Genomic DNA, 21,905 nt, shown 5'->3' on the forward strand with positions numbered 1-21,905 from the left:
AAATTTTATATTTGAATCGTCCCCTTATTCTTGCTGAACTTAGTCTGCTTTTCATTAAATTGATTGATAAACCTAATCAAATCCTCTCTATCAAGTAAGAGAACATTATTTCTTTTGGCAGTGATTTTTGCTGGTTCTGAATAATAGCGATTAGTTACCACGAATTTTTTTGTGGCATTGTAATAACCTGCTGCCCCAACAACCTGATTAACTGCATCAACACCGACTTTTTGGTTTGCACCGTATCTTTTAGCTTGAACGACAGTTTTTTCTTTGTCCTTCTTTAAAATTAAATCACAACCGAAATCACCTGAAGGTTTTGTAATCTCAACATAGTACCCTAGATTTCTAAACAGAGGAACTAGATAATGCTCAAATTCTATCCCGCTCATATTGTCTACCTCTTCGATAGGTTCTATGTAGGTTGTGGGCTTAATGTTAAATAGTAAATCTTTACACACAAAATAGAACTTCCGCAGAATAAGAAATATGGCACCGAAGAATGCAATTAATACTACAAGGTTTAAAGAGGTACTTAATACTGGATTGCTAGTCATAGCAGCCAATGTAGTAAGGAATAAAAAAGATACTATACCTAATATTATTTTACTTCTTAGTCTCCAATATCTAATTGTAGAGAGTATGAAGAGGTGGTCTTTAAACCTTAAGAAGTGTCTGTTATACTTTTTAAATGTTTTTAGGTACTTAAATGTAATTAACAGAAGACCTCCTAAGACAATAAAAATTCCGATTTGTGGGTATTCCATCATATAGAGTGCAATCAAGAAAAATATGGAGAAGATAGTTTCTGCTTTTTTAACCCTTTTTTTACTCACCAGCTTGTCCCTCACCCTTCCTTTTTATTAATTATTTACATAAGGGAAAGAGGTTATGCTTAATTCTAACTAATTGTTTTAAACGAGTTTGTTATTATGCCATTGGATAAGAGGTTTGAATATTTGGTGTTGTAAAGTTGACGTAAATAATCTTTACGTCTTTTTTGCCTGTTTAATTTGTTAATACAAATAAGCACAATTATGCAATAATACTTCCATATTAAAAGTGTGATAGCACAAAGTTAATCCATATTCTGTATATCTGGTGTATAATATAGTTACAAATCCTTATATGGAAAATGGTGATAAATATGTCAAGTAACTTCTCTTTTCTCAGAGATGGGTGGGATGTTCTAGCAAATCTAGGGGAAACAGCTGAAAAAAACGTATATCAAGACCCTCAGGTAACGTTAATGAAGTTAAGGTTATTTGGAGAAACGATGACCAAGTTTGTTTTAGCTGCGGAAGATATTAAAGAAGCACCCGGAACAACACAGGTTGATAGAATAAATACTCTTCGTAGGGAAGGTCTATTGGAGGTAGAGTTATTTGATATATTTGATAGATTACGCCTTAAAGGTAATAGGGCTTCTCATAGAGCAAACTATGGAGAAACGGATGAAGCAAAGGCACTCACTCATCTAGCATACCGATTATCCATTTGGTTCATGGAAGTATATGTTGATTGGAATTTTAAAGCTCCAGATTACATAGAGCCTCAGAAACTTGAACTTGTAAATACTAGTAAGCTACAGGAAGAATTTGAAGAGAAGATTAGAGAATTAGAAGAACAATTAATATCTGTTCGTAAGAAAGCTCAAGAAGAAACTCCAGACCAAAAGAAAGAACGTAAAAAAATCTCCAAAAGCTTTGTTAGAAGACAGCAATTAACGGAAGCTGAAACAAGAACGATTATTGATGAGAAGCTTCGCATAGCTGGATGGGAAGCGGATACTACCACGATTAATTACTACAGTAAAGGTACACTCCCCCAAAAGAATAGAAACATGGCTATTTCAGAATGGAAAGTTAAAGGTGGAAGAGTCGATTATGCTCTTTTCATTGGCAAGAAGCTTGTAGGTATTATTGAAGCAAAAGCACAGAAAAAGAATATTCCAGGTATTCTTGAAAGCCAAACAAAAGCTTACGCCAAAAACATTGTGCAATTAGAAGACGAAAACCACATTTCTAATGCTAGTGATTATAAGGTCCCTTTCTTGTACGCCACGAATGGAAGACCTTTTTTGAGACAGCTTCAGGAGGAGTCTGGAATTTGGTTTTGGGATTCTCGTAAGCCTACCCAACATGCTAGACCACTTGAAGGATGGCATTCACCTGAAGACCTACAGCTTCTCTTAGAACAGGACGATGCAAATGCAGATAATCGATTGGAACATGAAGACATTACTAAATTCGGTCTTCGTCATTATCAACAAAATGCTGTTCTTTCGGTTGAAAGTGCTTTGAAAGAAGGGCAAAGAAGAATGCTTGTAGCAATGGCTACAGGTACTGGAAAAACAAGAACTGCGATTGCTTTAATGTATCGTTTAATTACAGCAAAAAAGTGCAGGCGTATCCTTTTCCTAGTAGACCGCAATTCATTGGGGAAACAGACTGAGGATGCTCTAAAGGATACAAAAGTAGAGGGCTTATCATTTGCGAGTATTTACGATGTGAAATCCCTTGATGATATGACACCAGAGGTAGAAACAAAAGTTCATATAGCAACGGTTCAAGGGATGGTGCATAGGCTCTTCTACAGCGAAAATAATAAGTTACCGAGTGTTGGTCAGTATGACTTTATCATAGTAGATGAAGCTCACAGAGGTTACACAAGTGACCGTGAAATGACAGAAGAAGAACTCTTATTCAGGGACCAAAACGAGTATATCAGTCAGTATCGGAGAGTAATTGATTTTTTTGATGCTGCCTGTCTTGGACTAACCGCGACCCCTGCTCTTCATACTACAGAGATATTTGGTATACCGATTTTTAAATACTCATATAGTGAAGCAGTTCTTGATGGTTTTTTAGTAGACCATGAACCACCATATTTATTTAAGACTGAGCTCGCAGCTGCTGGAATAACTTTTGAAAAAGATGAAGAAGTTGAGTTTTTTGATGTAGATAACGGTGAAGTCCAACTAGAAAAATTAGAAGATACTGTTCGTTTCGAAGTGGAGCAGTTTAATCGCCGAGTTATTACTGAGCCATATAATAAGGCAATATTAGATAAATTAACCGATTATATTGACCCCTCAAGTAAAGAGAAGACACTTATCTTCGCAGCAACGGACCAACATGCGGATATGGTTGTAAGGCTACTTAAGAAAGCTTTTGAAGAACGTGGGGATGAAGTAGAAGATGATGCCATTGTAAAAATCACTGGCTCTATTTATAAACCACTAGAATCCATAAAAAGGTTTAAAAATGAGCGGCTCCCCAATGTTGTAGTAACTGTAGATTTGTTAACAACAGGTATAGATGTACCTGCCATAACAAACCTAGTTTTCCTAAGAAGAATACAATCTCGTATTCTTTATGACCAAATGCTAGGTCGAGCTACAAGGCTTTGTCCTGACATAAGTAAAACACACTTCAACATTTATGACGCAGTGGGTATTTATGATAAGCTCCAAAGTTATACAGAAATGAAACCCGTAGTAAAGCAGCAGAACTTTGGTATTGGAGAACTATATGAATCGTTGATAAACGCGTCAACTGAAGAAGAAGTCGGATTCTTCCGTGACCAATTAGTTGCAAAAATACAGCGTCGTAAACAAAGGCTTGATGAAGAAGGAAAGCAAAAATTTGAAGAGCTTTCAAACGGTAAGAGTATAGATGAGTGGGCAAAGGAAATGCAATCCTACACTCCTCAAGAAGCAAAACAAAGCAACGTACTCTTTGAATATATGGAGACATATCGTGTGCGAGGGGAAAAACGATATATTTCTAATAAAGCCGACAAGATTACTGAGGTATCCAGAGGATATGGTGAGGGTAATAGTAGACCAGAAGATTATTTGGATGGGTTTGTAAAATTCATACAAGAAAACATAAACGAGATACCGGCACTACAACTTGTTTGTACAAGACCGAAAGATTTAACAAGGAAAGATTTGAGAGAACTCATTACCATTCTTGAAACAAAAGGCTTTAAGCAGTCTCATTTACAAATAGCCTGGAAGCAAGCAAGGAATGAAGAAATTGCGGCAGATATTATAAGTTTTATAAGACAGGCAGCTTTAGGAGTTGCACTCGTTGACCACGACACTAGAATTAAACATGCTATGCAAAAAGTTTACTCGTTACATGACTGGACACCAAGGCAGAAAAAGTGGTTGGAAAGAATCGAAAAACAACTGCTACAAGTCCCTGTTCTCGCCCCCACTCCAGAAGATGCTTTTTCTGAAGAGCCATTTAAGAGCACTGGTGGATACAACATTCTTAAGCGAGAGTTTGGGGATTACATCGATGAAATAGTCCACACAATTAACGAAAACCTGTATGTAAGTTAATTTAAAATAGAACATTCTTTTGGTACCTGTATTTAATGAATAGAGGGATAAAATGTATAAATTAAATCCAATTAGCAATCAATTAGAGGAAATACAAGAAACTACTTTTTATGAAAATGACTTAAAAGAACGAGAACACATAGAAGAATGGATTCGTAAAAGTCCTGAAGTCCTGGAGGAAGACCTCCTAATCGTTGGACATGAATACGATAAATTTGAAATCAACGAACGTCTGGATTTATTAGCTTTAGATAAAGATGGAAATATAGTCGTTATAGAAGTGAAGCGAGATGTCACAGGTGGATATGTTGATTTTCAAGCATTAAAATACGCCTCATACTGTGCTCGATTAAGTCCACAAGACATTTTTGAAATATACTCTGATTATCTTCAAGAATGTGGTCAACAATTGGATGCTAAAGAAAGTTTGATTGACTTTCTTAATGTAGAAAACGAAGAAGAACTTAATAAGATACTAAACACTACCCAACGAATAATTATAGTTGGAAAAGAGATTGATAAAAGAATCTTATCCGTATGTACTTGGTTATATGAGAATAACATTGATATTAAGTGTGTCACTCTAAAACCCTATAGGTTGGAAAACGAAATTATTATTGATACCAATCAAATAATTCCTCCCTATAAGCTAGAGAATTACTACATTAGTAAAAAAGCTGTTGCAAAAGACCGAAAAATTAAAGTTGATGAGGAAGTAACAGAATTCCTACAAGAAGTTTCAAATTATATTAATACGAAGACAAACTACAGAGCTCGATATAGTGGAAACAGAGATTACTTTATAGGGCGTAAATTTATAAACCTACCATGGAAGTTCGTTTTCGCATATAAAAAAAAGGAAAACTGGGCATCTATGTTTATTGAGTCGGATAAATCTCACCCGGTAGAAATAATAAAATATATTCATGAATACAAACTTGAAGAGATGAATGAGAAACTAGGTGTACAAGTAGAGTTGCTTCGTGGAGTTAAGAACACAAACCTATACAAACTAAATGTGAAATTAATTTTTAAAGCTACACAACCATTAGCGGAACGTGTTGTCGAATATAATAATGTCTTTGTGAAATATAAAAAGTTTTTAGAGGAAGTAGTAAGAGAATATAGATGATACCTTAGGGAGTTCACATTGGGCTCCCTTTTGTATGCAAAGTTGGATTTTGTAAGAATTGAAAATAAGTTATAATGATAGGATATGAATTGGTCAGATTATAGGAGGATAATAATGAGCAACCAAGAAATCGTTCAAAAACTATGGAATTTATGCAATGTACTTCGTGATGATGGAATTACATACCAAGAATATGTAACCGAATTAACATACTTATTATTTCTAAAAATGATGAAAGAACAAGATGCTGAGGCGGAAGTAATTCCAGAAGGATATAGATGGGATAACTTATTAGAAAAAGAAGGTCTAGACCTTAAAGCATTTTACCAAAGGATGTTGTTGGAATTTGGGAGTAGTGATAACGAACGCTTACGCCAAATTTATACAGATGCATCTACCAGTATTGCTGAACCAAAGAACCTAGAAAAGATTATTAAGTCCATTGATGCGCTTGACTGGTATAACGCTAAGGAGGAAGGTTTAGGAAACCTTTATGAGGGTCTATTGGAGAAAAATGCAAGTGAAACAAAATCAGGTGCAGGGCAATATTTTACACCTCGTGTATTAATTGATGTCATGGTAGAACTTATGGACCCTAAACCAGGGGAAAGATGTAATGACCCTGCTGCTGGAACTTTTGGATTCATGATTGCAGCAGACCAATATTTGAAGAACAAGACTGATAATTATTTTGAGTTGAATCCTAAAGATGCGGAGTTTCAAAAAAGAGAAGCATTTACTGGGATGGAATTAGTTAAAGGTACCCATCGTCTTGCTCTCATGAATGCTTTACTACATGATATGGAAGGGCGAATAGACCAAGGTGATTCTTTATCAAGTAACGGTAAATGGATGAAAGACTTTGATGTTATATTAACGAATCCACCTTTTGGAACAAAAAAAGGCGGAGAACGTGTAACAAGGGATGATTTAACATTCGAAACATCAAACAAACAATTAAACTTCTTACAATTAATTTATAACGCTTTAAAAGAAGATGGTAACGCTCGCGCGGCTGTGGTTTTACCGGACAATGTCCTTTTCGAAAGTGGCATAGGCGCTCAAATCCGCCGAGATTTAATGGATAAGTGTAATCTACACACAATTTTGCGTTTACCTACAGGTATATTCTATGCCCAAGGTGTTAAAACGAATGTCTTATTCTTTACTAGAGAAAAGACTGATAAAAACAGTACAAATGAAACATGGGTATATGACCTTCGTACAAATATGTCTACTTTTGGTAAGCGTAATACATTAACAAAAGCACACTTTAAAAACTTTATTGCTGCTTATCAATCAGAAGAACGTTCAAAGGTAGAAGACGAGCGTTGGAATAAATTCACACGAGAAGAAATACTGAAAAAGGGAGACAGTTTAGATATTGGACTTATTGCAGATGAATCCTTATCAGCCTATGAAAACTTACCAGACCCTATCAATTCCGCCGAAGAAGCAATAGCTAAACTTCAACAAGCAATGGATTTGTTAAATGAAGTTGTAGAAGAGATAAAAGCTGTTGAAAATGAGGAGCTGGTCAAGAAATGAGTAAAGTTGATAAGACCATTGAAGGACGGTTAGAAGAAGTGTTAGTTTCTAAAGAGGAACAGCCTTATCAAGTTCCAGTCAATTGGGTATGGGTAAAGATGGGGGAACTAATAAAGATAAATCCACCTAAATCAAAATTGGATTTACCTAGTGAACAACTTTGTAGCTTCTTACCTATGAGTAATGTGAATCCAGTGACAGGAAGAATTTATAGTTTCGAGGACCGTTTATTTGATAAGGTTAGAAAGGGTTATACTTACTTCGAAGAGAATGATGTTCTTTTTGCAAAAATTACGCCTTGTATGGAGAATGGCAATACTGTTATTGCAAAAGGATTACGAAATCACTTTGGTTATGGCTCAACCGAATTCTATGTATTTAGAACTCTGGACCAAGTTAACAATAAATACTTGTACTATTTATTAAGGTCTAAAATGTTCAGAAATCAAGCGAAAAGGGCAATGACTGGGGCTGTAGGACAACAACGTGTTCCCAAAAAGTACCTTGAAAATTATCAATTAGCATTACCTCCTCTTCCTGAACAAATACGAATTACTGAGAAGATAGAACGTCTTTTTGGTAAAATTGAAGAAGCAAAGCAGTTGATAGAGGAAGCGAAGGAGACATTTGAGTTACGAAAATCTTCAATAATTAAAAAGATATTAAATGAAGGGGTAAATGAAGTAAATCCTCCTAGAGGATGGAATAAAGTTAAAGTTAAAGATTTATTTTCTATTTTCGGAGGAGGTACCCCAAGTAAGTCTAAACCTCAATATTGGAACGGGGAAATACCTTGGATTTCCGCAAAAGATATGAAAACTCCCCATATTTCTAATACTATGGACTATATAACAGAAGAGGGTTTAAATAATTCATCGGCTAAACTTGCTAAAAAAGGTTCTGTTGTTATGGTAGTTAGGAGTGGGATATTACAAAGGACACTACCAGTTGCCTATTTATTAACAGATTGTACAGTAAATCAAGATTTAAAAGTATTTGATTCAGGTAATGATTTAATTAATAAATATTTTATATGGTATATAAGAGGAAATGAGAAAACAATATTATTTAACTATTCTAAATCCGGCACTACGGTAAATAGTATAGAATTTGAAAAGTTTAAACATCATGAAATTATTATCCCACCCATTGATGTTCTAGAAAAGAAAATAAAAAAAATCGAATATACTATAGAACGAGAAGAAAGTGTTAATCAAGTACTAAACCTAAATAATTTAATAGAGAACTTAACATCCGCTATACTTTTAAAAGCTTATAGAGGTGAACTAGGTACTAATGACCCGTCAGAATTAACTACAATAGAATAATCTAAATAAGTTATTCAGTGGAGATAAACAAAGAACCAGCTACCTGAATTTGGATAACTGGTTCTTTAATTTTGGTCACACTACTACATCATAAATTTATCTGCGACCTACTATCAATACATGTGGAGTGTGTGGCAAAACTAACCTTGAAAATTTAACCTAATAATATTGCGATATAATAAAATCAATCTAACCCAAGTGCCTGAACCCCGATGCATATATCCACCTATGCATTGGGGAACAGGCACTTTTTTATTTTCTTAGTTCATCCATCACTCTTATCCGGATTTGTAGGTAATTGAATTTATTATTTATAGAAGTCAGAAAATTAAAACTTCAATATGATATACTGTTAGACAATGGGGAGTGATCAAGATGGATTTAATGGATATCCAGCCTAGTGTTCAAAATATAGCAGATGCAATTGCAGCAGTTCTTAAAATAGAAGTTGAAATAGCAAATCATCAATTTGTAAGAGTGGCAGGAACTGGTGAAAATAAAGGCGGTGTCCTTCATCAAATGGAGGGGAATCTGGTGTATCAGTCAGCCCTCCGTACGAATTCTCCGGTTATTATCGAAAATCCTGGTTTTGAGTCGGTATGCGAGAGGTGTTTATTTTATCAGAACTGTTCAGAAACCGGAGAGATTTGCTGCCCAATTACATACAAAGGTGAGCCGATTGGTGTGATAGGCCTGCTAGCTTTCAATGAAGAGCAGCGCATACGTCTTTTCCGTAATACTGAGGATATTCTTAAATTTCTTAAAAAAATGGCTAATTTATTGGCGAGTAAATTGCATGAGAATGAGATGCTTCAAATGTTAGCAAATAATTCATTGAAAATGACAAAGATGATGAACTTGGTGAAGCAAGGAATCATTTTAATAGATGAGCAAGGAAATCTGGCAGAAATGAACGTGAAGGCCAAAACCCTTCTTGGAATCAATGAAGATGCTGACTCTGAACATGCAAATGTAGTCTACAATTTATTGAAAGCACTAGACTATAACAATCAGGAAAAAAGGCAGAAAATCAGCATTATTTTAGATGGTCGTGAACAACTTTTATTTGTCACACTTCAAAAGTTAATCACGTCACATCGCTCTACTGAATTTTTATTGATTGTCGAGGCTGTTGAAGAGATCCAGCAGCTTGCGGATATTGCAATTGAAGAAAAGAAGAAAGCCTTTGAACACATTATCGGCATCAGCCCTCAGCTGAAGGAAGTGAAAGAATATGCATTCAAGGCATCTCAATCCCACTCAAGTATTTTAATTCTAGGTGAAAGCGGAACTGGGAAAGAAGAATTTGCAAAAGCTATACATAAAGCCAGTCCACGGAAGGATCAACCTTTAATCACTGTTAACTGTGGTGCTATACCCGAACATTTATTGGAAAGTGAATTATTCGGTTATGAAAAGGGAGCATTTACAGGTGCGAATCAGGCAGGAAAGCCAGGTAAATTCGAGCTCGCCAATAAAGGAACAATTTTCTTGGATGAAATAGGTGAAATGCCTCCTCAATTACAAGTGAAACTATTGAGAGTTCTTCAGCAGGGTGAGGTCGAGCGGCTGGGGGGGACCAAGACAAAAACTGTGGATGTCAGGGTAATAGCGGCTACTAATAGAAACTTACAAGCCATGGTGGAAAATGAATTGTTCCGGGAGGATCTATATTTTCGCTTAAATGTTATTCCGATGATGATACCGGCCCTTCGCAGCCGTAAAGAAGATATTCTTGCTTTAAGTGATTACTTTATCAAAGAATTTAATAAACAATTCCAAACCCAGGTTCTTGGGTTCGGAAAAGAAGTAAAAGAATTAATGATAAATCACCAGTGGAAGGGGAATATCAGGGAATTAAAAAATTTCATTGAATATTTGTTTAACTTTGTCCAAGAAGGATGGATCACTTTGGAGGGATCCGGTGCCATTATTTCCAGGAAGCTGGACATTAAAAGGCAGGAGAGGTCGGCTTATATTCCTTCTTTTTCACTTGAGAAAATGGAGAAAGAAACAATCGAGAAAGCATTGTTATATATTAAAAAAAACAATTTACCAATTGAAAAAGCAAGTGAATTATTAAGTATAGGAAGGGCAACCTTGTATAGAAAAATAAAAAAGTATCAAATTGATACAGGGTCTCATTTTGATACTTCCGTGATGTAAACAGAAACACTGATATAGTCTCAAATTGAGACTGATATCAGTGTATTTTTTTCGGAAAAACCTATTAACTTAATATTCTTAATATTGGCACGAAACTTGCAATATATAAGGTGAAAGCAAAAAAAGGAGGGTGAAGTCGTGATTGAAATAGTGAAATCTTCAAAAGCCCCAGGTGCAGTTGGCCCATATTCACAAGCTGTCATCTCACATGGACAAGTATTTTTATCAGGGATGCTACCTTTAAATCCAGAAACCGGACAAATAGTTGGTGAAACAGTTGAGGAACAAACTAAACAGGTGATGGAAAATATTATCGCCTTGTTAGAAGATGTCAAACTTCAGTTAGAGGATGTGGTGAAGACGACCATATTCTTGGACTCCATGGAAGATTTCCAGAAAATGAATCAAATTTATGGTGAATACTTTTCGTCGCACAAACCAGCGAGAAGTTGTGTGGAAGTTGCAGCCATTCCAAAAGCTGCTCTTGTAGAAATTGAAGTACTAGCACATCTGAAATAGGAGGTTTAGTGATGCAAAAGGCAGAGACAAAAGCAATGAGTTGGACGCTAAATAAATTTAAATCAGACGAGTATCATTCGGAAGAGCTTTCTTTTTTCAAAAACAAAGAAATATCAAATGTACATGCATTTCAGCAAACACATGAATCTTACACGGAAACACCTTTGTTTCATTTAAAAAATCTTGCTAATGAGTTAAACCTTCGTGAAATTTATGTGAAAGACGAGTCATATCGTTTTGGTTTAAACGCATTCAAAGTAATGGGTGGAATTTATGCAATAGGGAAATGTATCGCCAACCTATTAGGGGAAGACATAGAAAATCTTTCTTTCGATGTTTTGAAATCACCAAAAGTGAAGGAAAGGTTAGGTGACCTTACATTTATATCTGCAACTGATGGCAATCATGGCCGTGGAGTAGCCTGGGCGGCGAGAGAACTTGGGTATCAATCTGAAATTTATATGCCAAAAGGTTCTTCTGAAGAAAGGCTTGAAGCAATCAGAAACGAAGGTGCTAAAGCGAAAATATTAGATTTAAATTATGATGACGCAGTCCGGTATTGTGCAGATTTGGCTAAAAGCAACAATTGGATTATGGTTCAGGATACAGCATGGGAAGGGTATGATGACATTCCCTTATGGATCATGCAAGGATACGCTTCAATGGCAAAAGAGATAACCGATCAGTTGAATGATTCTAACAGTAAGCCGCCTACGCATGTTTTTCTTCAAGCGGGAGTCGGTTCTTTTGCCGGAGCTATTGCTGCTTATTTTGTCGAGCAGTATCGGGAGGAGGCTCCGGTTATTATAATCGTGGAACCTAATGAAGCAGATTGTTATTATCGATCTTTTTCCACGCCAGGCGGTGAAAGAACCTTGGTGACGGGAGACATGAGTACCATCATGGCTGGTCTGGCCTGTGGTGAACCAAACACTCGTGCCTTCCGTGTATTGAGAAACTATGCGAGTGCTGCTTTTTCCTGTGCTGATTACGTATCAGCTCTGGGGATGCGTATGTATGGTAATCCAATTGCAAATGACCCGCGTGTCATTTCCGGTGAATCAGGCGCTGTAACCCTTGGATTACTTCACTATTTAAGAAAAGATCAAGCCTATTCTTCGATAGGGAAGGAAATACATTTGGATGAAAGTTCTCGTGTCTTATTGATAAGTACAGAAGGAGATACCGACCGTAAACATTACAGAGATATCGTATGGAAAGGTATTTATCCTAATCTATGAAATCGGGGGAGAGATAATAATGATAACAGAGTCGAGAAAAGAAGATGTTATTAAGTTGTGCCAAACATTAGTTCAAATAAAAAGTTATTCCGGGGAAGAAAATCAGGTAGCCAAGGCAATAAAAGAGTACGGTTATAAAAGAAAAGTAGATGAAATTCTTACAGATGATTATGGGAATATCCTACTTGTCTGGAATGGGGATCGTCCTGGTCCCACAATTTTATTTGATGGCCATATTGACACCGTACCGGTCCAAGAGGATCAATGGTCAATTGGAGCTTTTAGTGGTGAAGTGAAAGATGGAAAAATATATGGTCGGGGCACTTCAGATATGAAAGGTGCAGTCAGTGCTATGATATCTGCTGCAATCAACTTTGTTGAAGATACCTCTCATTCATTCCCAGGCAAAATTGTCATCTCATGTAGTGTTCATGAGGAGTGCTTCGAAGGTGTGGCCACCAGAATGGTCAGTGAAAAAATCAAGCCCGATTTCGTCGTGATTGGTGAAGCTACAAATTTGAACTTGAACCGAGGACAAAGAGGACGCGCTGAAATCGTTGTAGAAACAACAGGAAAGTCAGCTCATTCCTCTAATCCTGAAAAAGGCGTGAATGCTGTCTATCAAATGACAAAGTTAATTTCAGGGATTCGTGAACTTGAAGTGAAGAAGCATGAAGTGATGGGTGAAGGAATTCTTGAGTTAACTGATATTAAATCAGCTCCTTATCCAGGGGCCTCTGTTGTCCCTTCACATTGCAGGGTGACTTTTGATCGCAGATTACTAGTAGGGGAAACAAAAGAATCTGTCTTAGCCCCGATTAATAATTTGATACAAACACTTCAAAAAGAAGACCCGGCATTTAAAGCGGAAGCAGGTTATGCGACTGGGGAGGAGCGTTGTTATACGGGTGAAATCATTGGAGATGAAAGGTTTTTCCCCGGTTGGTTATATGATGAGCAAGAATCATTTGTTCAAGCTCCTTTTCAAGAATTGAATTCGATTGGATTGAATCCTAAACTCTCACATTATTCTTTTTGCACAAATGGGAGTCATTTTGCAGGAGAAGCGGGAATTCCGACTATCGGGTTCGGGCCATCCCCGGAATCACTTGCCCACATAGATGATGAATATATTGAAATTGATCAATTAGTGAAAGCAACTGCTGGATATGCAGCCATCATGAAAGCCCTATGTACAATAAAAAACAATAAGGAGTCTAATTATGTATAATCTTTTAATTCGAAACGGAAAGATCATCGACGGCACGGGTTCTCCTTGGTATTACGGTGATATTGCTATAAAAAATGGAAAGATTGATAGAATTGGAAAACTTGAAAATGTTGATGCAACTGAGGTAGTTGACGCTAACCATCAAATAGTGTGTCCAGGTTTCATCGATATGCATACCCATTCCGATCTTGTCATCTTAGATGAACCTCTCATTGAAGCTAAAGTCCGTCAAGGGATAACGACGGACTTGTTGGGACAAGATGGAATCGCTGCTGCCCCATTACCTCCAAACTATATTTCTGCTTGGAAAAAAAACCTCGCAGGATTAGATGGAACGCCGCCTATCGAGTGGGATTGGAATACAGTTGGGGAGTATATAAATAAAATCGAACTGAATAAACCAAGTTATAATCTGGCGGTACTTGCTCCTCATGGGAACATTAGAATGGAAGTTATGGGTCTCTCTAATCGCCCGGCGACTAAGGAAGAAATAACTCAAATGCAAGAAGTATTGCGCAGATCATTGGACGAAGGAGCAGTAGGTTTGTCGACGGGATTGATTTACCCTCCTTGCTGCTTTGCTGAAATGGATGAGTTGGAAGCTTTATGTCAGGTGATTGCTGAATATGGAGTGCCTTTAGTGATTCACCAACGCAGTGAAGGCGATGAAATACTGGAATCCATGCAAGAACTAATTGATATGATGAAACGATGCGGAGCTCATCTCCATTTTTCTCATTTGAAAAATTGTGGAAAAGATAATTGGCATAAAACACCTGACGTTTTAGCTAAGATTGATCAAGCTCGTAAAGAAGGATTAGAAGTTACCTTTGATCAATACCCATATACAGCTGGAAGCACGATGTTAAGTGCAATTCTTCCTCCATGGGCCCATGATGGAGGCACTGATGCCATGCTAGAAAGATTGGAGGATCCAGAATCGAGGAAACGCATGGTGAAAGAAATGGCCAGTGCATTAAAAGGCTGGGACAGTATGTCAAAATGGGCTGGCTGGGACGGGATAGTCATTACTTCTGTCAGTTTGCCTGAGAATCACTCCTTTGTAGGCAAAACGATTGAACAAATCGGGGCGATGAAAGGGAGGAAAGACTATGCTGAACTTGCATTGGATTTAATACTGGAGGAGAAGAATGCGGTCGGAATGATTGACTTTGTTATGGATGAAGAGTCCGTAAAAAAGATTTTGTCCCATCCTGCAGGGACGATTGGAAGTGATGGTTTGCTTGGAGGAGAACCACATCCCCGAGCATATGGATCATTTCCAAGGATATTAGGTAAGTACGTTAGAGAGGAAAAAGTTTTACCTTTGGAAGGCATGATCAGGAGAATGACTTCTCAACCTGCTAGAATCATCGGTCTTCAAGACCGTGGCATTATCAGAGAAGGAATGGCAGCCGACATTGTGATATTTAATCCTGACCTCATCATTGACCAGGCTACTTATGAAAATTCTCGACAATTTAATAAAGGTATACAAACAGTTATTGTCAACGGGCAAGTTATTATTGAAAATGAAAAGGCTTATCAGAAACCAGCTGGAAAAGTCATTCGCCGATCTTATGCCACTACACCGCTTAATGTCAACTCGTAACAGCCAATAAAGCTGAATTTTGGAGGAGGAACTAATATGGGTGTTAGTTTAACTGTTGTAAGTATTGTCGTGATCTATTTAGGGATTATGGTCTTAATCGGATTTGCTGCTTCTAGAAAGATAGAGAATAACGAAGATTTCTTGGTTGCTGGCAGAAAAATGGGACCATGGTTGTTGGCGGGAAGTTTAGCTGCTACCGAGGTTGGAGGAGGGTCCTCTCTTGGAGTAGTGGAAATGGCTTATGGGGACTGGGGGTTTTCTGCTTTTTGGTATGTTACGGCCATGGCGATTGCTTTCATTGTCTTAGCATTTATTGCTCCTCATTTACGTAGAGCACTCGTGAAAACAGTTCCTGAATACTTTGCTAAGCGGTATGGTAAGAAAAATGGTTTTGTAACGGCAATCATTATGCTTTTACCTATGGTTGGATTAACTGCAGTCCAATTAATTGCCTCAGCAACTATTCTATCTGTCATGACTGGGTGGAGTTACGCTCTTTCAGTAGCAGTTGTTACAGTTGTAGTAGCAGCTTACAGCGTCATGGGAGGGATGTTCAGCGTTGTTTACACAGATGTCGTACAATGGTTCTTCATTCTTATAGGAATGGCTTTAATCATCCCGTTTGCACTGGACTATGGTGGTGGATTCACGGAATTGACTGCAAATATACCTGATGAAAAGTGGAGTATGGTCGATGGAGCAGGTTTTGGTACTATTCTTGCCTTGGTAGTTATGTATATTGCATCCTTTACAGTTGGACAAGAAGCTGTCCAAAGGTATTATTCAGCTAAGGACGAAAAAGCAGCTAAAAATGCTTCGTATATAACTTCGGCAGTATATGTTATTTTTGCATTCATCCCGGCATTTATTGGGATCTTGATGTATGGAATGGTTCAGAATGGACTCATTGATGGTAGTATAATAGCAGAACAAGGAGCAAGATATGCTTTACCTGTTATGGCAATGGAAGTATTACCCCCTGTTGTAGTAGGAATACTATTTGCTGCACTAATTTCTGCGACCATGTCCAGTGCCTCCAGTAATCTATTGGCGGCTGGATCAATATTTACGAATGATATTTATCACCCATATATTAAGAAATCTGCTACCGATAAAGAGCTGCTTAAAATGATAAGATGGACAATGATCCTGGTAAGTGGCTTGAGTTATGCAATTGCCGTATTTGATTTTGCAAATCTTATCACACTTCTGATGTTCTCCTTTACTTTACGGGCTGGCGGTGCCTTCTTACCTTATCTAATAGGGCACTTCTGGGAGCGTGCCACTGCAGCTGGAAGTATGGCCTCCTTATTTTTAGGAAGTATAACGGTGGTGTTAGCAGAGAGAGGTGTTATTTCCTTCTTTAACCTTGATCCAATCTATCCAGCTTTAATTGTCAGTGCAATTGCTTTCTATTCGGTTTCTCTGTTCACTAGTCGTAAAAATATGAACAAGGTTGAGGATCTGGAAGAATTTGAGGTTGAAGCAAAATAGTAAACTAACTTTTTTTAAGGAACTTGTAAAAGGCTTCTCAATTCGAATTGAATTAAGGAGCCTTTTTCAAAATCTATCCTAGTACGGGTCGGGGATCAGGCACCTATTTGAGGGATAGTTTATTTTTTGTTAATTGTAGCAGATGAAGTGAAGCAGGAAATAACTTCCATCGTGATTAAAACCACTGATAATTATCATTTGCCACTCCTCACTTTACGTTCTTGAAATGCCCATAATTTGGGTTTATTCCAAATGTTGCAGGGAAGAGAAAATGTAGAGAGGAAGGAGGAGTATTATGTCTTTTTCTAATTTTGATGGAATGCAACGAATAGTTATGATAGCTATATTTTCTTATGCTTCACTTGTTATCTTTCTTAGGGTCTCCGGAAAGAGAACACTCTCAAAGCTAAATGCGTTTGATTTAGTTATAACAATGGCGATGGGCACTACCTTAGCCACTACCATTTTGAATAGTAATGTTACTTGGGTAAAAGGAATAACCGCGTTTCTAGTTTTAATAGCACTTCAGTACCTTGTAGCCAAATTAACAGTACGTCTGCCTTGGTTTGAGAAAATAATTAAATCGGAGCCCCAAGTTCTTTTCAAAGATGGAGAATTCAAAGAAGAAGCGATGGAGAAGGAAAGGGTTCCAAAGAGTGCAATACTTCAAGCAATGCGCTCCCAAGGCCTTGGATCCATGAAACAAGTGAAAGAAGTTTTTTTAGAGTCAGATGGCTCAATTTCTGTCATTAAACAATACGAAGAATAAGATTTGTTGAAACAAAATCTATACCGGAATCCTAAAAAGGATATCTCACACTGGCTGTGAATTCATACTTTAAAAGAATAGAAGTCTGTCTCCCAGTACACTAACATTCAAACTCAAAACCCAAACTAAATTGCAAATCATTAGGCAAATTAGTTCGGGTTTTTAGTTTTGGCCTCTTTTCTGTATGTGCCGTTTTTTGACTGGCCAAGTAAATATCTGAATGGGATTGGATTTTATTTATCGTTAAATTATTTCTGGTGTCTTACATTCACGGAATTTTTGCATTATGTATGCAAAACACTCTTTTTTTGTCAAAGGCGATTAGGTTTTTTTGCTAGTGATAGAATACCTAATCAATATTTGTAAATACTACCCGTGTACTATTACTACTATCACAGGAGGTTTAAATGTAAATGGGTATATTATCTTCATCCCCGAAAGAAATGGACTTTTGTATTGAATCGTGTGAAAGGTGTGCAAGGGCTTGTTACGAATGTTCAACTGCCTGCCTGCAGGAAGCAGATGTACAGGCAAGGGTACACTGCCTGCAGATGTTAAATGATTGTGCAGAAATATGCTTACAGGCGGTAGCACTAATGGCTCGCAACAGCTCAATGGCTATGAAGCATTGCCAGCTTTGTGCAGAATTTTGTGATGCATGTGCAGCTGAATGTGCAAAGTTCAAAGATGCGCATTGCCAGGAATGTGCAGAGGTATGCCGTCAGTGCGCAGACGCATGCCGAAAAATGGCGGGATAACAAATTCTTTACCTTTATTGACACCTATCATGAAGCATAAGAGCCACACAGTTGGCTGTTATGCTTTTTTTATGGGTTAAGATAGGATTTTTCATTAATTTTGCATATTTATTGGGCATTACTAAGTGAAAGAATGGTTAAGAAGGAGGTATATTTGGTGAATCATCATAATCATCATGATCATCAACATCATCAGGAATTTCACGAAGAGCATGGGGAAAAAAATGAACATATGCATGGCGGCCAGGAAGATCATGCGTCTCACCATGCCCATATGGTAGATGACTTTAAACGAAGGTTTTATATATCGCTCATCATTACAATTCCGATACTGATCCTCTCGCCAATGATTCAGGACTTTTTAGGAATAAATATAAGATTTACAGGGGACATGTATGTCTTATTCGGCCTTTCTTCCTTTATTTTTTTTTATGGAGGATGGCCGTTTCTTCAAGGTTCCTGGGAGGAGTTAAAGCGAAAAGAACCTGGAATGATGACACTGATTGCTTTGGCCGTCACCGTAGCCTATGTCTACAGTTCTCTGACGGTATTTGGTCTTTCCGGAAAAAACTTCTTCTGGGAGTTGGCAACGTTAATTGATATCATGCTACTTGGCCACTGGATTGAAATGAAATCGGTCATGGGTGCCTCACGTGCTTTAGAGGAATTAGTGAAGTTAATGCCGGCAGAAGCTCATCTCATCGATGAAGAAGGAAATGTAAAAGATGTTCAGACTTCAGAGTTGAAACAGGGCAACAAGGTTCTGATCAAGCCGGGAGAAAAAGTACCGGTGGATGGAGTGATCATAAAAGGAGAATCCTCACTTGATGAGTCCATGTTAACAGGGGAATCAGTGCCTGTTGAAAAATTCAAGGATGATCAAGTCATTGGCGGTTCAATCAATGGTGAAGGCTCCTTGACGGTTTCAGTGGAGAAAACGGGGGAAGACAGCTATCTCTCCCAGGTCGTGACGATGGTGAAGGAAGCTCAAGAGTCAAAGTCACGAACACAAGACTTATCAAACCGTGCAGCTAAATGGTTGTTTTATATGGCTCTTTTAGCGGGTATCATCACATTGGCAGTTTGGCTGCTCATAGGGGAAAGTTTTGTTTACGCATTGGAGAGAATGGTAACAGTCATGGTTATTGCCTGTCCACACGCGTTGGGGCTGGCTGCTCCACTCGTAGTCGCAAGGTCGACGGCTATCGCTGCGAAGAGGGGGCTGTTAATTCGTAATCGCGCAAGTTTTGAAGGGGCAAGAAACCTTGATGCGATTGTATTTGACAAGACCGGAACGCTGACAGAAGGTAAGTTTGGTATCACTGATATTAAGATGGTTGAGAGTTCGGAAGAAGAGGAAGTCATCAGGCTGGCTGCCTCATTAGAAGCTCAGTCAGAGCACCCAATTGCAAGAGGGATTTTTGAGGAAGCTGAAAAGCGTTCTATTAAATTGACTGAACCCGAAAACTTCCAATCCATTACCGGTAAGGGCCTCAAAGGGAGTGTGGATGGCAAGAGAGTGATGGTCGTCAGTCCTGGTTATATGGAGGAAGAAAGGGTTTCCTATGATGTGGATACCTACCAAAAGTTGTCGGGTGAAGGAAAAACCGTTGTCTTTGTACTTGTTGAAGGGGAATTATCTGCGATGATTGCTCTCGCGGATAAGGTGAGAGAAAGCTCAAAGGAAGCTATGAAACGATTAAAAGAACTCAACATCCGTGCTATGATGCTGACGGGCGACAACAAGCAAGTGGCCAACTGGGTGGCTAAAAACTTAGATCTGGATGAGGTCTATGCAGAAGTGTTGCCTCACCAAAAAGCCGATAAGATCAATGAAGTAAAAGAAGAAGGGATGAGGGTTGCGATGACAGGTGACGGTGTGAATGATGCCCCGGCTCTTGCAAACGCCGACCTCGGAATAGCTGTTGGAGCGGGTACTGATGTGGCAATGGAAACAGCGGATGTTATATTAGTAAAGAGTAATCCGAATGACGTTGTGTCCATCATTGCTTTATCGAAAGCAACGTATCGGAAAATGATTCAAAACTTATGGTGGGCCGCTGGTTATAATATTGTAGCCATTCCGCTGGCAGCTGGAGTCCTGTACAATGCAGGTATTGTCCTAAGTCCGGCCGTCGGGGCGGTACTCATGTCCCTCAGTACTGTAATAGTGGCAATAAATGCCCGTTTACTAAAAGTATAATCAGAAAAAAAGAGGTGTTCTCTATTATTTTTTAGAACGCCTCTTTTATATTTTTTTAAAGCTTTTCAAACACAGGTGGGTAAGAACTTCATGATGCGCTCTCATTAATAATGAGGATAATGGATAAGGAAATGACAATTATCAATAATTGAACAAGAGTGTATTCTATTTTTTAATTAGTAAAAAATATAGAGCATATCACTATAGAAAAGCCAGATATATTATTTGTAAATCGTTCACAAGCTCCAATACGTAATCGTATCAAAAATCCCCAGTACTACTAGAACTGCACCTGCTCCCTTCTGTATCATTGCCCCTGCCTTTCTGCTTTTTTTAAAAAATGACCCATCAAGTTCAAGGTAGCCAACCATAAGCAGGATGATGAGAAGCGGGATGGAAGTCGCGATTCCAAACAGGGGAGGGAGTAAGATTCCTGTTGGAGAAGCGATTGCAATTGGCATGAGGGTTATAAAAAATAGAATAAACATGGTGGGACAGAATGCTATGGAAAAAGTAATTCCCATCCACAAAGATCCCCATTTTCCATTTCTAGCTTTGACAGGGACCCAATCTGTTAGTTTATTTATGAAATGCAGTTTGAAGAAGCCTAGCAGGAATAATCCGATAAAGATGATCATCGGACCGATCAGCTTTCTGAATCCAGAGAAAAAGATCGTACTGTTCGACTTGAAATCATTCCCGATCAACCAAAATAATAGGCCGAGCACAGAGAACGCAATGACTTTCCCAAAAATAAAAAATAGTACTTCAGTCCATTTCATCTTAGTTTGAAGACTGCTTGTCCCGTATATGGTAATGGCACTGATATTGGTGGTTAGCTGGCAGGGTGCCAATGCTCCAATTAAACCTAATAGTATTGCCACTAAAATCGGAAAGCCCATTAAGCTGTCGACCATATTATAAAAAGGCAGGCTTAATATATTGCTGATCTTGCTTAGTAATTCGTACATACTTCCACAACCTTACTCATGTGATTTCACTGCATTATCATCGATATTCGTTAGTTTATTTTGCGTAGCCTCGTTTTCTTATTACTGTTTATATTAATCTTTTTTTATGAAAAAAGTGTGCAATATCGGACCCTACATAAATTTTGCAAATTTCCGGGGTAGAATCACTAGTGAATGAAGAAAGCTTGAGAGTAGTTCCGGTTTGATGAATACGGATGCGGGTATAAGCGTAAAGATAGGAGATGATTTTATGATGAACGGTGGAGGCATGGGCGGCGGTTTATTTGGAAGCGGCCTTCTATTTATTCTTCTCATCATTGCCATCGTTGGCGTATTCATTTGGATGATGAGATCAAATCCAAAAGGAGCTGGAGGCTCTCCAACTCATAATACGAACAACCATGCATTGGATCGATTAAAGGAGTGGCTTGCAAAAGGAGAAATCACGGAAGAGGAATACGATCGACTTAAAAGAAAACTGGAACAATAGATTTGAGAGGTTTCTATTTTGTCACTAACTGCGCCGTAAATGGCGCAGTCTTCGTTTTGGTTTTACTTGCAAAGATTCTTCAATATAGA

General features: G+C 38.0%; 16 protein-coding genes. 14 read left to right on the forward strand and 2 right to left on the reverse strand.

Features of this window, described 5'->3' with window-relative positions:
* Positions 1-5: 5 nt before the first annotated feature.
* On the reverse strand, positions 6-836 hold the full coding sequence (locus tag AAEO50_RS07145) for a restriction endonuclease (RefSeq protein WP_341981951.1): 831 nt from the start codon (positions 834-836) through the stop codon (positions 6-8).
* Positions 837-1,147: 311 nt separating this feature from the next.
* Here AAEO50_RS07145 and hsdR point away from each other — a divergent pair, with 311 nt between their 5' ends.
* From hsdR to AAEO50_RS07210, 13 genes are all read left to right on the forward strand, one after another.
* The gene (gene hsdR, locus AAEO50_RS07150; protein WP_341981953.1) at positions 1,148-4,354 is read left to right on the forward strand and encodes a type I restriction-modification system endonuclease; all 3,207 of its coding nucleotides are present in this window, start codon (positions 1,148-1,150) and stop codon (positions 4,352-4,354) included.
* A 52-nt stretch (positions 4,355-4,406) separates the two neighbouring features.
* Positions 4,407-5,486, forward strand: a complete 1,080-nt coding sequence (locus AAEO50_RS07155) for a hypothetical protein (RefSeq protein WP_341981955.1) — start codon at positions 4,407-4,409, stop codon at positions 5,484-5,486.
* A gap of 114 nt (positions 5,487-5,600) precedes the next feature.
* Positions 5,601-7,034, forward strand: a complete 1,434-nt coding sequence (locus tag AAEO50_RS07160) for an N-6 DNA methylase (protein ID WP_341981957.1) — start codon at positions 5,601-5,603, stop codon at positions 7,032-7,034.
* Entirely contained in the window at positions 7,031-8,362 is a 1,332-nt protein-coding gene (locus AAEO50_RS07165) for a restriction endonuclease subunit S (RefSeq protein WP_341981959.1), read from the forward strand. The genes AAEO50_RS07160 and AAEO50_RS07165 overlap by 4 nt, the downstream gene beginning before the upstream one ends.
* Positions 8,363-8,737: 375 nt before the next feature.
* Positions 8,738-10,528 carry a sigma-54-dependent Fis family transcriptional regulator gene (locus tag AAEO50_RS07170; protein ID WP_341981961.1) on the forward strand — a complete coding sequence of 597 codons (1,791 nt, stop codon included), beginning with the start codon at positions 8,738-8,740 and terminating at the stop codon, positions 10,526-10,528.
* Between the two features lie 141 nt (positions 10,529-10,669).
* On the forward strand, positions 10,670-11,047 hold the full coding sequence (locus AAEO50_RS07175) for a RidA family protein (RefSeq protein WP_341982013.1): 378 nt from the start codon (positions 10,670-10,672) through the stop codon (positions 11,045-11,047).
* Positions 11,048-11,058: 11 nt separating this feature from the next.
* Positions 11,059-12,288, forward strand: coding sequence for a diaminopropionate ammonia-lyase (dpaL, locus tag AAEO50_RS07180; protein WP_341981963.1), 1,230 nt, complete (start codon positions 11,059-11,061; stop codon positions 12,286-12,288).
* A 19-nt stretch (positions 12,289-12,307) separates the two neighbouring features.
* A complete protein-coding gene (locus AAEO50_RS07185; RefSeq protein ID WP_341981965.1) occupies positions 12,308-13,519 on the forward strand; it encodes a YgeY family selenium metabolism-linked hydrolase in 1,212 nt (403 codons plus the stop codon).
* The gene (locus tag AAEO50_RS07190; RefSeq protein WP_341981967.1) at positions 13,512-15,131 is read left to right on the forward strand and encodes a D-aminoacylase; all 1,620 of its coding nucleotides are present in this window, start codon (positions 13,512-13,514) and stop codon (positions 15,129-15,131) included. Before AAEO50_RS07185 ends, AAEO50_RS07190 begins: the two co-directional genes overlap by 8 nt.
* Positions 15,132-15,167: 36 nt before the next feature.
* Positions 15,168-16,625 (forward strand): sodium:solute symporter family protein, encoded by a 1,458-nt coding sequence (locus AAEO50_RS07195; protein ID WP_341981969.1) that lies wholly within the window; start codon positions 15,168-15,170, stop codon positions 16,623-16,625.
* Positions 16,626-16,920: 295 nt separating this feature from the next.
* On the forward strand, positions 16,921-17,394 hold the full coding sequence (locus AAEO50_RS07200) for a DUF421 domain-containing protein (protein ID WP_341981971.1): 474 nt from the start codon (positions 16,921-16,923) through the stop codon (positions 17,392-17,394).
* A gap of 413 nt (positions 17,395-17,807) precedes the next feature.
* Positions 17,808-18,152: a four-helix bundle copper-binding protein gene (locus AAEO50_RS07205; protein ID WP_341981973.1), complete on the forward strand. Its 345-nt coding sequence runs from the start codon at positions 17,808-17,810 to the stop codon at positions 18,150-18,152.
* Positions 18,153-18,285: 133 nt separating this feature from the next.
* On the forward strand, positions 18,286-20,355 hold the full coding sequence (locus AAEO50_RS07210; protein WP_425383165.1) for a copper-translocating P-type ATPase: 2,070 nt from the start codon (positions 18,286-18,288) through the stop codon (positions 20,353-20,355).
* Positions 20,356-20,591: 236 nt separating this feature from the next.
* Here AAEO50_RS07210 and AAEO50_RS07215 read toward each other — a convergent pair whose 3' ends face one another.
* Positions 20,592-21,326 carry a sulfite exporter TauE/SafE family protein gene (locus AAEO50_RS07215; protein ID WP_341981975.1) on the reverse strand — a complete coding sequence of 245 codons (735 nt, stop codon included), beginning with the start codon at positions 21,324-21,326 and terminating at the stop codon, positions 20,592-20,594.
* 250 nt (positions 21,327-21,576) lie between these two features.
* On the opposite strand from AAEO50_RS07215, the gene AAEO50_RS07220 reads away from it, so the two are divergent.
* A complete protein-coding gene (locus AAEO50_RS07220) occupies positions 21,577-21,816 on the forward strand; it encodes an SHOCT domain-containing protein (RefSeq protein ID WP_341981977.1) in 240 nt (79 codons plus the stop codon).
* Positions 21,817-21,905: the final 89 nt, after the last annotated feature.

The sequence above is a fragment of the Rossellomorea oryzaecorticis genome (assembly GCF_038405515.1).
GTDB classification, from domain to species: Bacteria; Bacillota; Bacilli; order Bacillales; family Bacillaceae_B; genus Rossellomorea; species Rossellomorea oryzaecorticis_A.

Coding starts and splice junctions, on each gene's coding strand:
- hsdR (WP_341981953.1), top strand. CDS start 1,148: ATGTCAAGTAACTTCTCTTTTCTCAGAGATGGGTGGGATGTTCTAGCA.
- AAEO50_RS07155 (WP_341981955.1), top strand. CDS start 4,407: ATGTATAAATTAAATCCAATTAGCAATCAATTAGAGGAAATACAAGAA.
- AAEO50_RS07160 (WP_341981957.1), top strand. CDS start 5,601: ATGAGCAACCAAGAAATCGTTCAAAAACTATGGAATTTATGCAATGTA.
- AAEO50_RS07165 (WP_341981959.1), top strand. CDS start 7,031: ATGAGTAAAGTTGATAAGACCATTGAAGGACGGTTAGAAGAAGTGTTA.
- AAEO50_RS07170 (WP_341981961.1), top strand. CDS start 8,738: ATGGATTTAATGGATATCCAGCCTAGTGTTCAAAATATAGCAGATGCA.
- dpaL (WP_341981963.1), top strand. CDS start 11,059: ATGCAAAAGGCAGAGACAAAAGCAATGAGTTGGACGCTAAATAAATTT.
- AAEO50_RS07185 (WP_341981965.1), top strand. CDS start 12,308: ATGATAACAGAGTCGAGAAAAGAAGATGTTATTAAGTTGTGCCAAACA.
- AAEO50_RS07190 (WP_341981967.1), top strand. CDS start 13,512: ATGTATAATCTTTTAATTCGAAACGGAAAGATCATCGACGGCACGGGT.
- AAEO50_RS07195 (WP_341981969.1), top strand. CDS start 15,168: ATGGGTGTTAGTTTAACTGTTGTAAGTATTGTCGTGATCTATTTAGGG.
- AAEO50_RS07200 (WP_341981971.1), top strand. CDS start 16,921: ATGTCTTTTTCTAATTTTGATGGAATGCAACGAATAGTTATGATAGCT.
- AAEO50_RS07205 (WP_341981973.1), top strand. CDS start 17,808: ATGGGTATATTATCTTCATCCCCGAAAGAAATGGACTTTTGTATTGAA.
- AAEO50_RS07210 (WP_425383165.1), top strand. CDS start 18,286: ATGGTTAAGAAGGAGGTATATTTGGTGAATCATCATAATCATCATGAT.
- AAEO50_RS07215 (WP_341981975.1), bottom strand. CDS start 21,326: ATGTACGAATTACTAAGCAAGATCAGCAATATATTAAGCCTGCCTTTT.
- AAEO50_RS07220 (WP_341981977.1), top strand. CDS start 21,577: ATGATGAACGGTGGAGGCATGGGCGGCGGTTTATTTGGAAGCGGCCTT.